Source organism: Pseudomonas sp. JBR1 (assembly GCF_028198185.1).
GTDB lineage: Bacteria > Pseudomonadota > Gammaproteobacteria > Pseudomonadales > Pseudomonadaceae > Chryseomonas > Chryseomonas oryzihabitans_E.
Genome location: NZ_CP116340.1, coordinates 4,411,315 through 4,430,377, shown reverse-complemented (window position 1 = coordinate 4,430,377; position 19,063 = coordinate 4,411,315). Strand labels below are relative to the sequence as shown.

Annotated in this window: 17 protein-coding genes; 2 read left to right on the top strand and 15 right to left on the bottom strand. The window is 63.1% G+C overall.

The genetic code is table 11. The features are described from left to right. Nucleotide 1 precedes the first annotated feature (1 nt). From PJ259_RS20495 to PJ259_RS20485, 3 genes are all read right to left on the bottom strand, one after another. Complete coding sequence (locus PJ259_RS20495; protein ID WP_271653993.1) at nt 2-898, bottom strand: GNAT family N-acetyltransferase; 897 nt, start codon at nt 896-898, stop codon at nt 2-4. Next, nucleotides 888-2,702, bottom strand: coding sequence for a lipid A export permease/ATP-binding protein MsbA (msbA, locus tag PJ259_RS20490; RefSeq protein ID WP_271653992.1), 1,815 nt, complete (start codon nt 2,700-2,702; stop codon nt 888-890). Before msbA ends, PJ259_RS20495 begins: the two co-directional genes overlap by 11 nt. 408 nt (nt 2,703-3,110) lie before the next feature. After that, entirely contained in the window at nt 3,111-4,169 is a 1,059-nt protein-coding gene (locus PJ259_RS20485; protein WP_271653991.1) for a hypothetical protein, read from the bottom strand. Between the two features lie 129 nt (nt 4,170-4,298). Here PJ259_RS20485 and PJ259_RS20480 point away from each other — a divergent pair, with 129 nt between their 5' ends. Then, a complete protein-coding gene (locus tag PJ259_RS20480; protein WP_271653990.1) occupies nt 4,299-4,955 on the top strand; it encodes a toluene tolerance protein in 657 nt (218 codons plus the stop codon). Continuing rightward, on the top strand, nt 4,952-6,148 hold the full coding sequence (locus PJ259_RS20475; protein WP_271653989.1) for an O-antigen ligase family protein: 1,197 nt from the start codon (nt 4,952-4,954) through the stop codon (nt 6,146-6,148). Before PJ259_RS20480 ends, PJ259_RS20475 begins: the two co-directional genes overlap by 4 nt. Here the strand turns inward: PJ259_RS20475 and PJ259_RS20470 are convergent. The 12 genes from PJ259_RS20470 to waaF all read right to left on the bottom strand — a co-directional run bounded on the left by PJ259_RS20470 (nt 6,137) and on the right by waaF (nt 19,023). Next, nucleotides 6,137-7,039 (bottom strand): glycosyltransferase family 2 protein, encoded by a 903-nt coding sequence (locus PJ259_RS20470; RefSeq protein ID WP_271653988.1) that lies wholly within the window; start codon nt 7,037-7,039, stop codon nt 6,137-6,139. The genes PJ259_RS20475 and PJ259_RS20470 overlap by 12 nt on opposite strands. A gap of 3 nt (nt 7,040-7,042) precedes the next feature. After that, nucleotides 7,043-8,104 carry a hypothetical protein gene (locus tag PJ259_RS20465; RefSeq protein WP_271653987.1) on the bottom strand — a complete coding sequence of 354 codons (1,062 nt, stop codon included), beginning with the start codon at nt 8,102-8,104 and terminating at the stop codon, nt 7,043-7,045. Nucleotides 8,105-8,140: 36 nt separating this feature from the next. Beyond that, a complete protein-coding gene (locus PJ259_RS20460) occupies nt 8,141-9,106 on the bottom strand; it encodes a glycosyltransferase family protein (RefSeq protein ID WP_271653986.1) in 966 nt (321 codons plus the stop codon). After that, nucleotides 9,103-10,236, bottom strand: coding sequence for a glycosyltransferase (locus PJ259_RS20455; protein WP_059313721.1), 1,134 nt, complete (start codon nt 10,234-10,236; stop codon nt 9,103-9,105). Before PJ259_RS20455 ends, PJ259_RS20460 begins: the two co-directional genes overlap by 4 nt. After that, nucleotides 10,233-11,975 (bottom strand): carbamoyltransferase family protein, encoded by a 1,743-nt coding sequence (locus PJ259_RS20450; protein ID WP_271653985.1) that lies wholly within the window; start codon nt 11,973-11,975, stop codon nt 10,233-10,235. The genes PJ259_RS20455 and PJ259_RS20450 overlap by 4 nt, the downstream gene beginning before the upstream one ends. A 186-nt stretch (nt 11,976-12,161) precedes the next feature. After that, the gene (locus tag PJ259_RS20445) at nt 12,162-13,583 is read right to left on the bottom strand and encodes a phosphotransferase (protein WP_271653984.1); all 1,422 of its coding nucleotides are present in this window, start codon (nt 13,581-13,583) and stop codon (nt 12,162-12,164) included. After that, a complete protein-coding gene (locus PJ259_RS20440) occupies nt 13,580-14,335 on the bottom strand; it encodes a lipopolysaccharide kinase InaA family protein (RefSeq protein ID WP_271653983.1) in 756 nt (251 codons plus the stop codon). Before PJ259_RS20440 ends, PJ259_RS20445 begins: the two co-directional genes overlap by 4 nt. Then, nucleotides 14,332-15,063 (bottom strand): lipopolysaccharide kinase InaA family protein, encoded by a 732-nt coding sequence (locus PJ259_RS20435; RefSeq protein WP_059313717.1) that lies wholly within the window; start codon nt 15,061-15,063, stop codon nt 14,332-14,334. Before PJ259_RS20435 ends, PJ259_RS20440 begins: the two co-directional genes overlap by 4 nt. Then, the gene (rfaP, locus tag PJ259_RS20430) at nt 15,063-15,869 is read right to left on the bottom strand and encodes a lipopolysaccharide core heptose(I) kinase RfaP (RefSeq protein ID WP_271653982.1); all 807 of its coding nucleotides are present in this window, start codon (nt 15,867-15,869) and stop codon (nt 15,063-15,065) included. The genes PJ259_RS20435 and rfaP overlap by 1 nt, the downstream gene beginning before the upstream one ends. Beyond that, a complete protein-coding gene (locus PJ259_RS20425) occupies nt 15,866-16,984 on the bottom strand; it encodes a glycosyltransferase family 4 protein (protein ID WP_271653981.1) in 1,119 nt (372 codons plus the stop codon). The genes rfaP and PJ259_RS20425 overlap by 4 nt, the downstream gene beginning before the upstream one ends. Next, complete coding sequence (waaC, locus tag PJ259_RS20420) at nt 16,981-17,988, bottom strand: lipopolysaccharide heptosyltransferase I (RefSeq protein ID WP_059313714.1); 1,008 nt, start codon at nt 17,986-17,988, stop codon at nt 16,981-16,983. Before waaC ends, PJ259_RS20425 begins: the two co-directional genes overlap by 4 nt. Then, nucleotides 17,989-19,023: a lipopolysaccharide heptosyltransferase II gene (gene waaF, locus PJ259_RS20415; protein ID WP_271653980.1), complete on the bottom strand. Its 1,035-nt coding sequence runs from the start codon at nt 19,021-19,023 to the stop codon at nt 17,989-17,991. Nucleotides 19,024-19,063: the final 40 nt, after the last annotated feature.

Genomic DNA, 19,063 nt, shown 5'->3' with positions numbered 1-19,063 from the left:
CTCAGCTCTCGAAGACGGTGACGCGGTGGCACCAGCGATCCTTGTAATCGCGGTCGGCACGACCGAAGGAGTAGCGTAGCGCCTTGCCCAGGGTCCGGGCATCCTGCCAGGCGGCCTGGGTGTTCAGATAGGTGAGGACGCTACCGGGACTCAGGTCGCTGGAAGCGGGGTCGACACCGCCGTTGACGTACTCGACGCTGATCCATTCAGGCGCTTCCACCCGATAGAGCACCTGGATGGCCACGGGGCGCTCGCCGAGCATCAGCAGCGAACCGGTCATGAACTCCCGCAACAGGGCGAACACCTCGGCCAGGCGCTCCTTGCCCGGCACCTCGAAGCCCCAGCGCGCCTCGAACAGCTCGGCATAGATCCGCGCCTGCTCGGTGCTATCCAGTTCGACCATGGGTATGGCGCGACCGCCAGCATCTTCAAAGAGCCGCTGCTCGCGACGCTGGTTGTAACGGAATTTCTTCGACCAGGCTTCCGGCTCGCGGAGCATGGCCAGCTCTTCGCTCTGCCGCCGCAGACCGGCGAAGCGCTCGTCGCACAGCGGCGACAGGTAGCGGGCGCGCTGGCGCAGGGGGACAGCAGCGCCCGAGGCGGCAGGCAGGATGATCTCGGCGTTGCCCAGGTCGAACAGGGCGCGCTGGCGGCGTTTCTTCAGCACGGTGCGCGAGAGCGCCAGTTCGCGCCCCCAACAGGGCACCGCGGCCTGCCAGCCGTCCTCGCCGGGCCAGCCCAGGTAACGCACCGGAATCCCGGCCAGCTCGGCCAGGCGAGCGATGATCTCGGGATGAGTCGCGACACTGCCGCCATGGCGCTGCCAGGTGGCGGCGTAGTCGGCGGCGGAAATCGTCGTCCAGCCGCGTTCGCGCCAGAAACGGAATCTATTCAGCATGGGACGCGGGCGCCGCAGGGGCGACTTCCTCGAATTGCTTGGCGTGCAGGCGCGCGTAGTAGCCATTGAGCGCCAACAGCTCGTGGTGGCTACCGCGCTCGACGATGCGGCCGTTGTCCATGACCAGGATCAGGTCGGCCTTCTCGATGGTCGAGAGGCGGTGGGCGATCACCAGGGTGGTGCGGCCCTGCATGACCCGGTCCAACGCCGCCTGGATGTGGCGCTCGGATTCGGTATCCAGCGCGGAGGTGGCCTCGTCGAGGATCAGCAGCGGCGCGTTCTTCAGCAGCGCCCGGGCGATGGCCAGCCGCTGACGCTGACCGCCAGAGAGCAGCACGCCGTTCTCGCCGACCTGGGTGTCGTACTGCTGCGGCAGGCGCTGGATGAATTCGTCGGCATAGGCCGCCTCGGCCGCCGCCTTGACCTGGTCCATGGGCGCCCCGGCCAGGTCGCCATAGGCGATGTTGTTGGTGACGCTGTCGTTGAACAGGGTGACATGCTGGGTCACCAGGGCGATGTGCCGGCGCAGGTTGTTCAGTCGATAGTCCTGGATCTCCAGGCCATCGAGGAGGATCTCGCCCTCTTCATGCTGGTAGAAGCGCGGAATGAGATTGGCAAGGGTCGACTTGCCACTGCCCGAGCGGCCCACCAGGGCCACCATCTGCCCAGGCTCGGCGGCGAAGTCGATCCCTTCCAGTACGGGCTTGTCGGTGCCCGGGTAACGGAAGGTCAGGTTGCGTACTTCCAGGCGACCCTGGACGCGCTCGCGCTCTTCGCGGCCATCGTCACGCTCGGCGGGCTCGTCGAGCTGTTCGAAGATGCTTTCCGCACCGGCCACGCCGCGCTGGATGGTGGAGCTGACCTCGGAGAGCTGGCGGATCGGCTTGGGCAAGAGGCCGGCCATGGTGATATAGGCCACCAGGTCACCGGCGGAGGCATCGCCGCGCAGCCAGAGCACCAGGAACATCAGCACCGCCATGGCCGAGTAGATCACCAGCTGCAGCATGGGCGTATAGACCGCGCCGGTCTTGGTCATGGTCAGCTGCTTGTCGGTGTTGGCCATGCTGGAATCGAGGAAGCGCTGCTGCTCGTAGGTCTCGCCGCCAAAGCTGCGCACCACCCGATAGCCCTGGATGGCCTCGGAGGTGATGTGGGTGACGTCACCCATGGCTGACTGGATCTTGCTGCTCTGCTTGCGGAACTTGCGGCTGGCGCTGGTCACCATCAGGGCGATCAGCGGCAGGATGGCGACCATCACCAGGGTCAGCTTCCAGTTCATCCACAGCAGGGATGCGAACAGGAAGATCACGGTCATGCCCTCGCGGATCACCACCTTGATCGCCTCGGTGGCGGCGCCGGTGACCATGGTGACGTTGAAGGTGATGCGCGAGATCAGGTGGCCCGAGTTGTTGGCGTCGAAATAGCGATTGGGCAGACGCAGCATGTGGTTGAACAGCGCCACCCGCAGGTCGTGCACCAGGCCGAGGGAGACCCGCGCCAGGAAGTAGTTGCCGAGAAAGGAACCGACACCCTGCCAGGCGGCGATCAGGATGATCATCAGCGGCACCGCTTGTACCAGGTGCAGGCCACCGACGATGGGCCAGCCCGGAAACATGGAGGCGTTGGGATTGTTCAGGCCATCGACGAAGTACTTGAGGATGCCGGCCAGCATCGGCTGGGTGGAGGCGAAGATCAGAAAGCCGACGATACTCAGGGCGAACATGCCGATGTAGGGCCGCACGTAGCCGAGCAGGCGGAAATAGATCTTCAGGCTGGAAGTCTGTGCAGGGGAGTCTTGGCTCATGGTCTCGTCGTGACGCAAAACCACAATATTAGCACGGGCGTCTAGCCCTCTGAACGACGCTGACTGACCAACGCCCCAAGAGACACCTAGCGTGGTATCTGCGCAAAGCCCGTTGCCCTATGGAAGGCCAGGGCTAAAACGTGTTCGGTACCTTCTTCGAGGGGACAAGCAATCAGGCCGGCGACACTGATTAAGGCACCAAGCATCGTTACACCCTGAGCTTTGTCTTCATGCACCTTTGCCATCCTCAGCCCTCGCCGCCGGAGAAATGGCACATGCTCCAAAAGTCAAGAAAACCCACCAAGAGCCGATCAGCAGGGACTGCGATCCGGGAGAGCTACAATGGGCAGGTGTTGAGAATTAATCATCACGGGCGCTTATCTGGCATACCTATCTGTGGCTTGCGACTCACTCAGTCCTTTGGGCAATAGAGAGCCTCGCTTGGATATAGTGCATCGCCATGTCCGTCTGCACAGACTGAGGGCAACGAGGAATGCTAGCGGGCCAAATGCCCTTGGCGAGCATGGACTCTTCTGGACAACCAGCAAGATCACTCAGTGCGCTATCCCACCAGACCTCCCGACAAACGCGGGAGTAACTATCTTCTGGAACCAGACAGCCATAGAGCAATTTGCGGGCCGCACGCGCCTGCGATCCTCTCAACCTACGAACGAGCCATTTAATGTGCAGCCTGTCCCAGAGCCTTGGTACAGGCTTGCCTAATGGAACCTCTTGCCAGTGCCGCAGCAGCGCCGGGGTAAAGACCTCGCCGTAACGGTCAAAGAAGTACGCCAAACGCAAATGCATGAATTTCTTCTCGGCGTAGTAATGATGAATGACTCCCCGCCCTTCCGTGATGCGAAGATCAGTCAAACTGAAAGACAACGCGATCTGTTCCAGAGTGTGAATCTGGGCAGCATGGGCATGCCAAGCATCAATCAGCTTGATCGCTTTATCGACCCGCCCCCGATGCTCCGCATGTAGACCACAGATACCGCTGTTATAAAGCCAGCACCCATCGACAGGCTCCATCCCCTGAGCGGCAAGATCCATGGCAAAAGCCTTAAACACCGGCTTACGCCGGGCGTCATCCCAGGCCCACTCCCGCTCGTCTAGAACGACGTGTGTAGCGTCTAAGCTTTCAAACAGTATGCCTGGATCCCCACAGACCACGGTGTCACTGTCGAGAAAAAGCGTCTTTTCTGCCAATGGCAAAGCTGAGGCTATGGCGCAGGCCTTGGCCCGATGCACATAACCATAGGTGCCACGCCACGCATTCAGCTGGTCTGATTCGATAGGAAGCAGGTCAACAGGCCAGCCCTGATAGTCTCCGGGCCGATCGGTGATGATCCGGATCACGACGTCGCTTCGCCCCCTCAGCCAATGTAGAGCACTGAGCAAGCTGAATTTCAGTTCCTGTCGGTAGGCACGAGTGCCGCCATGAACGAAGTAGAGAAGCTGTTGCAAATTCGACCCGACCTTCAAGATGCAAAGGCAAGCATTTTAATGTGAACCATGCTGCCGTGCTCGCTGCACGCCCTCATAAACGACTAGGCATTGAGGTAATATGCTCTGCTTGATAGTAGCGGGCTGCCCATGAACCCAATTGAAAACCAACAGTTTCTCGAATTACGCAAAGGCGCACGAGTGGTGGAGGAGGACGCCCACGGGGAGAAGGTCCTGCAGCTGCCTGATGGCACCTACTTGAAGCTGTTCCGCCGCAAGCGCCTATTGACTTCTGCAGCCCTTTACCCTTACGCACAGCGTTTTGCCGACAATACGCGGCGTCTGGCCCTCCTCGGCATTCCTTGCCCCCACATCCTGGCGGTCTACCGCATAGCTTCCATCCTTCGCGATGCCGTTCATTACGAGCCGCTGCCTGGGCAGACCATTCGCGAACTACTTACAGAAGACAATGCCGAGTTGCGCGTGCAGCTTGCTCGCTTCATAGCAACCCTACACGAACACGGCATCTACTTTCGCTCGCTGCACTTGGGCAACATCGTCTTGACGCCCGCGCGCGCGCTAGGGTTGATCGATGTTGCGGACCTACGCTGCCTTGATGCCCCCTTATCCAGGCGCATGCGTCTACGCAATTTTCATCACTTATTGCGCTACCCACAAGATAGCGCCTGGCTACTCCAGGATGACGCCTTGACGTTCATCCAGGCCTACCTGGCCTCATCGTCAATCCAATTGAAAGCAGAAGCCTTCTGGCGGCAATTGGGCTCAATCGGAAAATCCGCGCCATGATGCGTTACGATCAGTTTCGCCCTGCCGCTGTACGTGCGTATTCAGCCAATTGGCTGATCCGCTATCTGCTACCCCTAGGCTGGCTTGCCCTAACAACCGGTATGTTTTGGGTTGGCGACCGATCACTCTATCACAAGGTGTACTACGGCCTTCTGGCCACCCCGGCCCTGTTGCTGGCATGCCTTTGTCCGCGCCAGACCGCAGGCCTGTGGTCCGAGCCCATCCTGCAGGCCTTCACACCCTTCGCGCTGTACATTGCTATCACCCTGGCCTGGTCGACCAATGCAGAAGCCTCGTCACTCAAATACCCCCTTTATATCCTGATGCTTTTCGTGGCCTTAGGCCACTTGGTGCTTAACGATGCCAAACCCCTTCTACAGGGAACGTTGCTTGCAGCCCTCATAGCGCCCTTGAGTGCCCTTGCAACGCTAGGCTGGTGGGTACATCAAGGCGCTACGGATCGGCTGACAGGCTACGGCGCGCTCTATAATCCCCTGCTGACGACACATGTGTATGGCTTCTACACCGCACTATGGCTAGGCGTATGGTGTTCCAAGATCAGACTTCCTGCTGTCCTGCCTTTGATAGCCATAGGCATCTTGATGACGCTGATCATCTCAACCGGATCACGCACCCCACTTCTGGCACTGGCTGCCTGCATGATCTGGCTGATCTTAGCTGCGCCCAATAAACGCAGCTTAGGTAGTACAGGCTGCGCATTGTCGATTGCAGGTCTGCTGCTATGGTTAGACCCGGAGACCATCCTGCAGCGAGGGGTATCTTTCCGCCCGGCGATTTGGCAGGAAGCCTGGCGCCAAATTCAGGAAGCCCTCTGGTTTGGTCATGGCTTCAGTGCGCCCATGGTCGTTCGCGTGCCAGGCCTTGAGGAAACCTTGGCTGACCCACACAACCTGACGCTCGGGGTGCTATATCAGAGCGGCATAGTAGGCGGCGTATTCTGGCTGTTGCTCTATGGCGTGGCACTTTATCAAGCCTGGATCAAGAGGCATGCGCCTCTGGTGCTGGCAGCAGCCACTACCTTGATCTTCGGTCTGATGGCAGGGATGACCGAAGGTAGCTCCTTTATGTCACGCCCAAAGGAGCACTGGTTTCTGATCTGGATACCTTTTGGCCTTCTGTTTGCCGCACTCCTGCATCAGCGCCTTAACATTGCCAAGAGCTCAGGGAATTAGGAGTCTTAATAAGCCGCGGCAGGTCTTGCGCCCCCACAAGGAAGGGGGCAGCTGCCGCAGGATTTGCCAGGCCAGAGTCTTATTGCTTTTGGCAGCCTTGAGAAACATCGAGTTCATGAATCGTCCCCGCACCTCCTGATAGCGAGGATGATCAGAGAAACGATCGTAGGTCCTGACCAAATTCTCATACATGAACGGAAGGTTCTTGTATGTATTATTAGCATGCTTGCGATACCGCGCCAAAACATCAGGAAGAATATCTATAAAATAGCCCGCCCGGAGTATGCTAAGGGTAATGTAGACATCTTCCAAACGGATACTCGTATCAAAACAACCAACATCAATCAGAGCCTCTCGCCGGAACATTTGGGTCGCAACCATAGGGCCCGGTTTTCGATCAAGGAAGAGATCATCAAAATCTAATCGACGAAATGGCAAATCGCGCTGTTTTTGTTCGCGCTCAGGATAAAGACGACCCTCACTGTCTATAATCTCTACATTGGCCGCACACAACCCCACTTCCGGCTTGCCCGCAAGATACTCAACCTGTCGCTGCAGTCGCTGAGGAAGCATAATGTCATCAGAACCGAAAGGGACAATGAAAGAGCCCTTGGCCCGGGCAATTGCTTCATTAAGGGTTCTGCTGAGCCCCTGGTTCTGCTGAACCCTGAAGTCGAAACCGTAACGCCGCTGCAGGAGCTGGATGCGCTGGACACTATCATCACTGGAGCCATCATCAACAACCAGCAGCTCAACGTGCGGGTAGGTTTGCGCCAAAACACTGGCAATGCTTGCTTCAATGTACTGACCGTGATTGTACGACGCTATAATAACCGTAACCAACGGCATCTCGCCATCGCATGAGGCTGTAGATATTTTTTCGCTATTCATGAATTAGCCATTCACTTTGCAATAATGCATCAAGTGTTTTCTTACTTCAGCCCGGCGTTTACCTAGTAACTTACCGACGACATTTTTATCAAGCCACCCCAACACCTCAGCAGGATCCGCCCCCTTTTCCAAGGCGTTATCGAGTGCCTTTTCCCACCAAACAGACGCACAAGCCGCATCAAACTCATTCGAGTATGGATAACAACCGTAAATAACCTCACGAACGAACTGGCGGCATGTAACTGGCAATGCTCGGATCGCCATACGATAGGCTAAACGCGTAGCTGTCGGTGGTCGCGGAAGAACATCGGTAACTAGTAGTGTATCGGCCACCGCCTGCTCACTCAGAGGCTCCTGCCAGTGCTTGGCATTCCAAGCCTGGACTTTGGCACGAAACAATTTTTTTCGACTCCAATAGTGATGGATGACGTCGGTACATTCGGCTAGCTGCAAACCCGCAACCCGAGCTGAAACGGCCAGCGAGAACTCTTCAAGGGTATAAGCCTGTTCGCTTTCAGCATAGTACTCATCCATCAGCTGCAGTGCGTGCTGCAGTACTGCCCCATCCGCTTGAGTCAGACCTATAACGCCCGAGTTGGTCATTCGCATGCCATCGTCCGCCAAGCCCTTGCTCTGCAACGTGCCCGCTAGCAATTGATAAAGTGGCTGTTCGCGTATTTCTCCATAAAGGGGACCTAAGGCATTGCATAGCAGCTGACCCGGCATGACACGCTCGAAGAGCTGTAGCGGAGATTCGCGAAAGAACGTATCAGTATCAATCAAAACAGCTGTCGATACTTCTTGGAGGGCCTCAAGCAGAATGGCGTGCTTCGCCCTGAAAACATAGTGGGTCGGTGCAGTAAGCGATTCGCGCCTGGCGAGAGAAAAGTCCACCAGCTCGACGGGAAGCCCAGCATAGGGATTAGGATCGTCAGTGTAGACACGTATGCTTAGCTTAAGAGACGGCGTCTGCCTGGCCCTAACAATAGCGCTGGCGATACTGAACCGCGCCTCTGCGTGGTAGGTCGGCGAACCGAACACCAAGTAGATCAGCAAAGGGGACATCCATAAGACTCCAAAAACGAAAGATGCGTGACCTAACTAAAGCCAAGAAAAATGCCGGGCCAGCCAGCCCAGTAATCCCTTGGAAACTTTGGAAGGGCGTAACTGCTCTTCCACCTGCATGATCACATTTCGCCCCAATTTTCCAAAGCCGAACCGGGATGTTGCCAGACCACGCCCGGCAAATGCGATACTGGAAGCCAGAACCGGATCCCTGCGCAGCCCTGCGAGTTTTTCGCGCAACTCGTCCAGCGAGCGATAGAGCACCACGTTGACGCCATCCTCGAACCCCAGCGCGCGATTCTCCTCTTCGCCCTGATCAAAGGTGAAGAGCACGCAGCCGCAGGCCATGGCCTCGAAGTTCTTGATCATGTATTCGCCCATGCCGACATCGGCGCCGACAAAGAAGCGAATGCGATTGAGCGTCTGCAGGTATTCGTCGCCCGAGCGGGTCTTGGTGATCAGTAACGGCTCGACCTTGGCCAAATCTTCCAGCAGCTGCTTGCGCCCGCTGTAGGCCACGCTGCCCAGGCTGCCGACGAAGCCCAGTTCGATGTCACGTTCGAGCCCGAGGTCGCGCAGGCGGCTGTCGTCGTAGCCCTTGGGCACGAAGACGGCATCCACTCCCTCCTCCCGCAATCGGCGCGCCACGCCGGCGCCGGAGACCAGCACGCGCACGTGGGGCATGGCCTGGTAGTAGCGGCTGAATTTGCCGGTGTACTTGCAGGGAATGAAATTCTGGTAGGCGTCGTGCTCCAGCTCCACCAGATTGGGCAGGCTGCGGATGAACGAGACCTGCTTGAGCTGTTTCTTGAATCTGAGAAACAGCAGGATGCGATCGTATTGCTCGGGCCGGGGCACGGCACGGCGGAAATAGCCGCGCAGATCGGCCTGTTCCTCGTCGCTCAGCCAGCGCAGGTCGCAATCGCACTGGGCGGCGATGCTGGCATAGAAGTGGTCCAGCAGGATGCGTTGCTCCTTCTGGACCAGGAACAGGACTTTCACGGCGCCGGGGCCTTGAAGGCGGCGACCATGGGCAAACGCCAGAAGTCGCGGCGCACGGCCTCATCGGAGAAGCGCTCGGCCAGGCGTTCGCGCATGTGCTGCACGCAGGCACGTCGCTGGCTCGGCGCCAGCCGACCCAGATGCTGCAGGCCCTGACCGAGGGCTTCGGCGTCCCCCAGGGGGAAGAGGAAGCCGACGCCTTCGACGATCTCGCGGGCGCCACCGCAGGAGGTGGCGATCAGCGGCACGCCGGCGGCCATGGCTTCCAGCAGGACCATGCCGAAGGGCTCGTGATCGGAGCTCAGGGCGAAGACATCGAAGGCCTTGAAATACCGCCGTGCGCCTTCCACCTGACCCAGGAAGACCACCCGGTCGGCAATGGCCAGTTCGCGAGCGAGGTCCTTGAGGTCGTCTTCCAGGCGGCCCTTGCCGAGAATGGCCAGCAGGGCGTTGGCCGGAAGGGTCGGCAGGGCAGCGGCGAAGCCGCGCAGCAGCGTGGCCTGGTCCTTGTCCGGGTGCAGGCGGCCGACGTTACCGACGATCCAGGCCTCCTGGGGCAACTTGAGCTCGGCGCGTGCCTGATCGGCCGGCAACAGCTCACGCTCCACCGCCTCGACATCCAGGCGGTTGTAGAGGGTCTCGATACGCTCGGCCGGCCAGTCCTTGAGGCGCTGGCGGATCTCGTCGCGCACCGCATCGGAGACTGCCAGGAGCGTCAGGCGCTTGCTCATCAGCTTGGCGAACAGCCGGCGACCGACTCGGTCGTAGTCGCCAAAGGCGTGGTGGACGCCGATCACCGGCAGATTGGTGGCCAGGCAGGCGATCCAGATCGGCTTGAAGCGATGGGCGATGACGAAGCGGATGCCCCGCGAGCGAACGATCTCGCGCAGCGCCTGGATGGCGCCAAGCTTGAGGCCACGCACGTCGCGTGAGGAATACTCTAGGAACAGCACTTCGTCGCTGCCGCAGCCGGCGGCCACCTCGGCATCGGCGGTGCCGGTGAGAAAGACCGTGGTGACGCGATAGCCGCTGCCCGCGAAGAGGCTGGCGGTCTGGCGGGCGCAGTCGAGAAAGGGACCGTCGTAGCCATGACAGAACTGCAGCACTCGCGGTTCGGCGGAACGCGTCATAGGCCGGCCCCCTCCTTGATCACCAGGACATCTTCCATGATCAGGTACTGCAGATCCGAGCCGAAGAACATGTTCAGGGCGTCGGTAGGCGAGCAGACCATGGGTTCGCCGCGGCGGTTGAGCGAGGTATTAAGGGATACGCCGTTGCCGGTGAGCTTTTCCAGCTCGACCATGAGGTCGTACCAGCGCGGATTATGGCGGCGCTCCAGCACCTGGGCGCGGGAGGTACCGTCTTCGTGGACCACCTCGGGCACCCGGTTCTTCCACTCCTCGTTGACCTCGAAGGTAAAGGTCATGAAGGGCGAAGGGTGATCGACCTTGAGCATCTGCGGCGCCACGGTATCGAGCATTGACGGGCAGAACGGGCGCCAGCGCTCGCGGAACTTGATCTGGGCGTTGATGCGGTCGGCCACGCCCGGCACGCTGGGGCAGCCGATGATGGAGCGACCGCCGAGGGCACGCGGACCGAACTCCAGGCGACCCTGGAACCAGGCCACCGGATTGCCGGCCACCATGATCTCGGCGATGCGCTGAGGCATGTTGTCGATCCGCTCCCACTTGGGCGCCTTGGGGTGACGAGCGCAGGCGGCGATGACGTCTTCGTTGCTGTAGCCAGGGCCGAGATAGACGTGCTCCATCTTCTCCACCGGCACGCCACGGGCGTGGGAGACGTAGGCCGCGGCGCCAACGGCGGTACCGGCATCGCCCGAAGCGGGCTGGACGAACAGTTCCTTGACCTCGGGACGGGCGATGATCTTCTGGTTGAGCTTGACGTTGAGCGCGCAGCCGCCGGCAAAGGCGATCTTGCCGGTTTCGCGGATGATGTCGCCCAGGTAGTAGTCCATCATCTCCAGCGCCAGGCGTTCGAACAGCGCCTGCATGCTGGCAGCGTAGTGGATGTAGGGATCGTCGGCGATGTCGCCTTCGCGCTTGGGCCCCAGCCACTCGATGAGCTTGGGCGAGAAGTAGTAGCCCTTGCCCTTTTCCTTGTAGCGACGGAAGCCGATGACGTTAGCGTAATCGGTGTTGATGATCAGCTCGCCGTTCTCGAATTTTGCCAGGCGCGAGAAATCGTACTTGCTGGCGTCGCCATAGGGCGCCATGCCCATGACCTTGAATTCGCCGTCGAGCATCTCGAAGCCGAGGAATTCGGTGAGGGCGCCATAGAGGCCGCCCAGGGAGTCCGGATCGTAGAACTCCTTGATCTTGTGGATCTTGCCGTTCTCGCCGTAGCCGAAGAAGGTGGTGGCGTACTCGCCCTTGCCGTCGATGCCGAGGATGGCGGTCTTCTCGCTGAAACCCGAGCAATGATAGGCACTGGACGCGTGGGCCAGGTGGTGCTCGACGGCCTCCAGCTTGACCTTCTTCAGGTCGAAGCCCAGTTGCACCAGGCACCACTCGATGCGCTTCTGGTAGCGGTGGTAGCGGCGATTGCCGAACAGGATGGCGTCCAGGGCACGATCCGGGGCATAGGCGTAGCGCTTGGCGTAGTGCCAACGGGCTTCACCGAAGAGGCTGATGGGCGCATAGGGGATGGCCACCACGTCGACATCGGCGGGGGTGATCCCGGCCTGCTCCAGGCAGAACTTGGCCGACTCGTAGGGCATGCGATTCTTGGCATGCTTGTCGCGCACGAAGCGTTCTTCTTCCACCGCGGCGATCAGCTTGCCGTCGATGTAGAGCGCGGCGGAGGGATCGTGGCTGAGGGCGCCGGACAGGCCAAGGACGGTCAGGGACACAGGTAAAGCCTCTGTACAGGGCGAAGCCAGGGGAGTTCGCCGGGGTTTCGCGAGGCCGCTGCAGGCCCGCCTCGCCTCAAAAACGGCGAATTATAGCCGTTCAGGCAGGCCACGGGTAATGGCCGCACGCCGGACCGGGGCTTAGCGCACGGCGATTCAGCCCCGGTACAGATGACGGTACGCCGGTCAGGCCGGCGGCAGGCGCGCGTCGAGCAGGCGATGCAGGGCACTGTCAGCCGGCCAGTTGCGCAGCAACCGGGCACGATCGCGGGCATAGGCACCAGCGTAGGCCCGGTCGCTGTCATGGGCCTGCAGGGCGTCGAGGTCGATCACCAGCCAGCGGCCGTCGTGCCAGATCAGGTTGGTGCCCTTGAAGTCGCCATGGCCGAGGCGCTCCCGACGCAGGGCGTCGACCAGCGCCAGCAGGGCGTCCAGCTCGGCCGTCGGCGGTGCGGAATCCACGTAGGGCGCGAAGCGCTCCAGCAGATTGGGCCCGTCGACGAAGGGCGTCACCAGATAGGCCCGCCCGCGCAGGCCGAGGAAGCGGCGCTCGCGCACGGCCAGGGGTTCCGGCGTGGGAATGCCGAGAAACAGCAGCCGATGCCCTTCGCGCCAGCTGTGCCAGGCCCGGCTCGGTCGCCAGAAACGCGTCAGCCAGTGGCCGAAGCCCTTGATGTTGTATCTCTTGAGCACGAGGTCCTGACCCTGCCAGGGCAGCCGGGCCACGGTGGCGGCGCCGCCATCCTTGAAGGTCGGCAGCCCGGCCAGGGCCGCATCGGGATCGGTCAGCAGGCCTTCCAGGCGGCTAAGCCAGGTGCGCCGCACGGCGATTAGCCCAAAGGCGCTACGGGTGACGGCGAACAGGGTGCACTCCCGGCCGCTCTTCTTGAGGTAATCGGTCAGGCGCCAGCGACGGATCTCGGCGGTCCGCGCCAGCAAGGCCTCCAGGCGCAAGGCGTGCTCGGCATTGACCAGCAGGTAGTGGATCAGCAGCTCTTCCAGCTGGGCATCCAGGGCGGCAGGCAGCTGGGCGAAGAACACCGCCAGGTTCTCCTGCACCCGCGCCTGGGACAGCGGCTGGCCGACCGTTTCGGCCTGGATGTCCGCCGCGTCTATGACCAGTGCCGCGCCATCCTTGACCAGCAGGTTGTCGAGATGCAGATCGGCCTGCCAGAGGCCCTGGGCGTGCAACCGCGCCAGGGTGGCGAGGGCCGTGCCGAGCAGGTCGTTCTGCGCGGATGACAGGGGCGGCTCGCCGGCGATCCGCTGCCAGAGGTGCTCGACGCTGGGCGCCGCCTCGATGAAGTCGAACAGCAGCCAGGCGCCCTGCCCGCTCGCCTCGCCGCTGTCGAGCAGCGCTGGGGTCGGCGCCCCGGCGGCGGCCAGCAGGCGACAGCCCTCGCGCTCCCGGGCGAATTGCCGGGCGGCGCGCTCGCCCACCAGCAGCTTGGCCAGCACCCGCCGCCCCTGCCAACGCGCTTCGCCGACATAGCGCTGGCCGGGCAGCACCCGCAGCAGCGACAGCAGCTCCAGCTCACCGCCGGGCAGCTCGATCCCCAGTGGCAGCGTCGGCGCACGGCCGGCTTTGGCCAGCTGTTCCAGGGTCATGCCTTTCGCTCCTTGTGACGCCGGCGCCCCGCCAGGCGGCGACTCCAGTCACGCACCGCGGCGCTGTCCTGGGGTTGTTGCAGGTAGCTGGCCAGGAGTCGCGCGACGTCCTGCTCGCTCCACTCGGGCGCACGGCGCAGCAGGGGTTCGAGATCGCGCAGGCGATCACGCCGGCCGAACAGCAGCGGGCGGGTCTTTTCCAGATCGATCAGCCGCGCGACCAGGCCTTCGCCCTGGCGTTGCAAGAAGAGGTGCTTGGGATAGAAGCAGCCATGCACCTGGCCAGCACCGTGCAGGCGCCGGGCCAGGTCACCCACAGCGACCAGCACCGCCTGGCGCTCGTCCGGGGCCAGGTGCGGCCAGAGGCGCAGCCAGCTGTCGAGGTCGCGCCAGTCGTCCAGCGCACGGGTCACCAGGATGGCGCGCCAGCCTTGCTCATCGCGGCGCTCGCCGTAGTAGGCCAACTCCAGCGCGGGGATGCCACGCGCGGCGTAGCGGCGGATGTTGCGGCTCTCGCGGGCAAAGGTCGGCTCGCCCAGGGGACGGGCCAGGGTGCGGGTCAGGTAATCGCGCTGGCGCTTGAGGTAGTAGCCGTGCCCAGCCACATCCAGGCGAAACACCTGGCTGAAGCCGCCACGGCCGCGATTGGGCTCGTCCACCGCGGCCAGCTCCAGCGCCCATAGCGCCTCGAAGCTGTCCAGGCCCTGGCCGGCCAGCACGGCCTTGTCCTCGGCCGCCCATACCTCGTTCATTCCCGCCCCTTGAAATAGTCCAGCACCTCGCGGATGCGCCCCTTGTCGTTGTCGCTGAGGCGCGCGCGGCCACGGTATTGCAGATAGAACCTGAGGCGCTGGGTGCGCGACAGCTGGTACTTGGCCACCTTGTCCAGGCAGGCCAGGTCCTTGACGATGCGCCAGCGCAGCCAGTGGCCGACCCAGAAGGCGCCGGCCGGGCAATCGATGAGATAGAGCACGCCCTGGCCATCCACCAGCAGATTGCGCCACTTGAGATCGTTGTGGACGAAATGGTGGTCGTGCAGAGTGCGGGTCGCCGCGGCCAGCTGGCGACTGACGTTGTCCACCCAGACCCGGTCGCGCAGCCGTGGATCTTCGCGCCGTGCGAGCTCGGCCAGATCCAGGGTGTTGGGAATCTCGCGGGTGATCATGGCGCCCCGGGCGAAGCCCCGTGGCGAGCGCTCCATGCCCCAGGCCACCACCGGTGCGGTGGCGATGCCCCATTTGGCGAAGCGCTTGAGATTCTGCCATTCGGCCTTGACTCGCGGCCGCCCCACATAGCGGCGCAGCCCCTTGCCGGCGCCGTGGTAGCGCTTGACGTAGTAGCGGATGCCGTCGCGCTCGATGCGCACCACTTCCGACAGCGGATCGCTGGTCAGGCGCTCGCCGCTGAGGGCGAACACCGCTTCGAGGGTCGCGAATTCGGGCAGGTGGGCGACGCTGGAATCGATCCGCCAGTCAGCCATCAGAGCCGGTCCCCATAGCGTTCCTTGCGCTCCAGCAGCGCGGCGGCCTTGCGTTCGAGACGCGCCAGCAGGGACGCCTCGTCGCGCAGGACCTCGCGTAGCGGCCGCTGGAAGTAACCACGCAGAAAGCGCAGAAAGTCGCGCCGCGTCAGGCCGATGCCCAAGGCGGAGAAATACAGCCCGGCCAGGTCCTTGTCGCGCCAGCGCCGGGGCACCTGGGTGCGGCACTGGGCACGGTGCAGGTCGATCAGCCATAGTCGCAGGTTGGCCACCGTGACCGGCTGGGCGGTGTCGAGCAGGAAATGGCAGATATAGCAGTCACGATGATTGACGCCGGCACGGTGCATGGTGCCGGTCATGCGCGCCACCTCGGCGATCAGCGCCCGCTTGAGCCCCGGTTCGGGCGGCTGGCGGACCCAGTCGAGACTGAAGTCTTCGAGGCTGACGGTGGGCGCCAGCTCCTCGGTGATGATGAAGGAATGCTGGGTCGCCGGATTGGCACCGCGCTCGCCGAAGGCCACGGCGGTCATGGTCGGCACGCCGACCTGGTGCAGGCGCTCGATGGCCTGCCATTCCTGACGCGCGCCCAGCACTGGTTGCTTGGCCTGCAGCAGATTCTTGGCGATCTCGCCCCAGCCGATGCCGCGGTGGATCTTGACGAAATAACCCCGTCCGGCCACCTCGGTGCGCAGGGTACGGCGCCCGTCCAGCTCGCGATAGACCTGGCCCTGCAAGGCTTCCACGGCGACGAAGGGATCCTGGCCGGCCCAGAGGCTGGCGAAGGGTTCACGCAACTCCAGGGTCATGCCACCCCCAGGATGACGTCGGCAGCACGTTCGGGCAGCGAATAGAGATCGGCGCTGTCGGCGAAGGCCAGGCCATTGCGGCCCTGCACCGCGCGGCGCTCGGGATCGGCCAGCAGCTCGGCGAGCATCCGGTCCAGGGTCTCCTGGGCGAAGGGCGACGGCACCACCGCGCCAGCGCGGGCCTCGTCGATGTAATGCGCATAGCCGCAGACGTCGGTCACCAGCACCGGCAGCCCGGCGACCAGCGCCTCCAAGAGCACGGTGCCGGTGTTCTCGTTGTAGGCCGGATGGATCAGCAGATCGGCGCCGAGCAGGAAGCGCGGGATGTCGCTGCGGCCCTTGAGGATGTCGACCCGGTCGCTCACGCCCAGGGCCTTGGCCTGGAGCAGGAAGGGCTTGGGATCGTCCTGGCCAATGGCGAACAACCGGGTGCGGCGGCGCAGCTCCTTGGGCAAGGAGGCCAGGGCCCGCAGGCTGCGATCCAGGCCCTTGGTCTTGAAGCCGGAGCCGATCTGCACCAGCAGCAGCTCGCCCTCCTCCAGCTCGAATTCACGGCGGAAGTCGGCGCGGATCTCGGCGGCATTGGCCGGCGCTCGCCGGTCGGCGGCGATGCCCGGCGGCAAGAGATGGAAACGCTTGGCCGGGGTCCCGTAGTGCTTGACGAAAAGTGGCTGCTGCACCTCGGAGATCATTAGGATCTCGGTCGGCGATTCGGGGGCGAACACCGCCCGTTCGTACTCGGCGAAGTGGCGATAGCGGCCCCACTGGCGATACAACGGATTACGCAGGGTCTGGGCCTTGTCCTCGAAACAGGGGTCGGCGGCGTAATAGACGTCCAACCCTGGCATCTTGTTGAAGCCGATCACCCGGTCCACCGGATCACGGGCCAGGTCCGCCTGCAGCCAGGCGTGGAATTTCTCGTTGCGGCGGTGATTGAACAGGGCGCTGACCCGGGCCACCCGCACGTCGAAGCCTTCCGGCACCGGACCTTCCCAGATCAGCGTATAGACGCGGATGGCGTGGCCACGGCGCTGACACTCCTGGGCGATGCGCAGAAAGTCCCGCTGCAGGCCGCCAAAGGGAAAGTACTTGTAGAGCACGAAAGCCAGGGTCATGCGGGGAGGTCTTCCAACAGCAGGGTTTCCAGTTCCAGTTCGACCCGTTCCGGGGTCAGGGCGGCGAGACTGGCCGCGGGCTGGTCGCGCGGCTCGTCGGTGCCGTCCAGGCCCACGGCGCTTAGGTGCACCTGGGAACGGCCATAGGCACCGACCTTCTTCGGACTGGTCGGACCATAGAGCGAGACGGTAGGCACGTCCAGGGCGGCCGCCAGATGGCCGAGACCGGTGTCCACCGCCACGCAGGCACGGGCACCGGCCAGCACCTTGGCCACGCCCGCCAGATTCAGCCGCGGCAGCACCTGGACGCCGTCGAGCCCATCGGCGATGCGCTCGGCACGGGCATGTTCCATTTCGTTGCCCCACAGCAGTCGCACCGGCCAGTCCAGCTGGCTCATGCGCTCGGCCAGCTCGCGCCAGTGGGCCTCGGGCCAGTGCTTGCTGACCCAGGTGGTGCCGTGGAGGAACACCACATAGGGCGTCTCGTTGGGACCGGCCAGGCGTTGCCGGTCCAGGCCGTAGTCTCCCACGCCCGTCGGCAGTGGATAGTCCAGCGCCTGGGCGAACAGCTGGCGGATGCGCTCCAGGGCGTGTTGTCCCTTGGCAACGTGGTAGCGCTCGTCATAGAAGCGGCTGGCCAGGGGCTCGCGCGCGGAATTGCGGTCGAGACCGGCGACCGGTGCCTCGGCGTAACGGGTCAGCCAGGCACTCTTGAGCAGGCCCTGGGCATCGATTACCCGGTCATAGCGCTGCTCGCGCACCCGATTCTTGAATTCGCCCCACTCGCCACTGGCCCAGGCGGAAAAGGGCTGCTTGCGCCAGCGGCGCAGGGCTACCGGGATCACCTGGCTCACGGCCGGGTGCCAGGCGGGAATCTCGGCGAAGCCCTCTTCCACCACCCAGTCGAAGCAGATGCCTGGGATGGCCCGGGCCGCATCGGTCAGCGCCGGCAGGGTATGGATGACATCGCCGAGGGACGAGGTCTTGATCAGTAGCACGCGCATCTAGCCCACCTCGACCGGATCGGCGACCAGGCGGCCGAGGGCCTCCTGCACCAGACTCGGCTGCAACAGGCGCAGGCAGTCGTAATGGCCGAAGCGGCAGGTGCGGTCGAAACAGGGGCTGCATTCCAGACCCAGGCGCACCACTTCGACTTGGCTGGCTAGCGGCGGCGTGAAGCCCGGCGAGGTGGAGCCATAGACCGCTACCAGCGGGCGATCCAGGGCAGCGGCCACGTGCATCAGGCCGGAATCGTTGCTGATCACCGCACTGGCGCAGGAGAGCAGGTCGATGGCCTCGGCCAGGGAGGTGCGCCCGGCGAGGTTGTAGACATCCTCTTCGAAGCCGGGGGTGACCCATTCGCGGATCTCCTCGCCACCCGGGGCATCCTTCTGCGAACCGAACAGCCAGACCTGCCAGCCCTGGCGCAGGCGGGCATCGGCCACGGCAGCGTAGTGCTCGGCCGGCCAGCGCTTGGCCTCGCCGAACTCGGCGCCCGGGCAGAGAGCCAGCACCGGCCGGTCCAGAGTCAGGCCGAAGCGCTCCAGGGCGGCGTCGCGGCTGGCCGGATCGATGACCAGCCGCGGCTCGGGATAGGGCTTGGGCAGCTCGGCGCCCGATGGGTAAGCCAGCGCCATGAAGCGCTCGATCATCAGCGGATAGCGGGCCTTGTCCAGGGTGCGGATGTCGTTGAGCAGACCGAATCTCATCTCGCCGCGCCAACCGGTGCGCTGGGGGATGCCGGCGAAATAGGGCACCAGCGCCGACTTCAGCGAATTGGGCAGGAGGATCGCCTGGTCATAGCGACCGCGCAGCTCCTGGCCGATGCGCCGACGCGTGGCCAGCTCGAAGGCGCCATGGCCGAGCGGAAAACTCAGGGCCGCGCGCACCTCGGGCATGCGCTCGAGCAGCGGGCGACTCCACTCGGGGGCGAGTACGTCGATCTGGCAGTCGGGATGCTGGCGCTTGAGGCAGACGAAGAGGGTCTGCGCCATCACCATGTCGCCGACCCAACTGGGTCCGATGATCAGAATATTCATGCTGGAAGGTGATCGGCACCTAGCGGGTGGCCGACTCCCG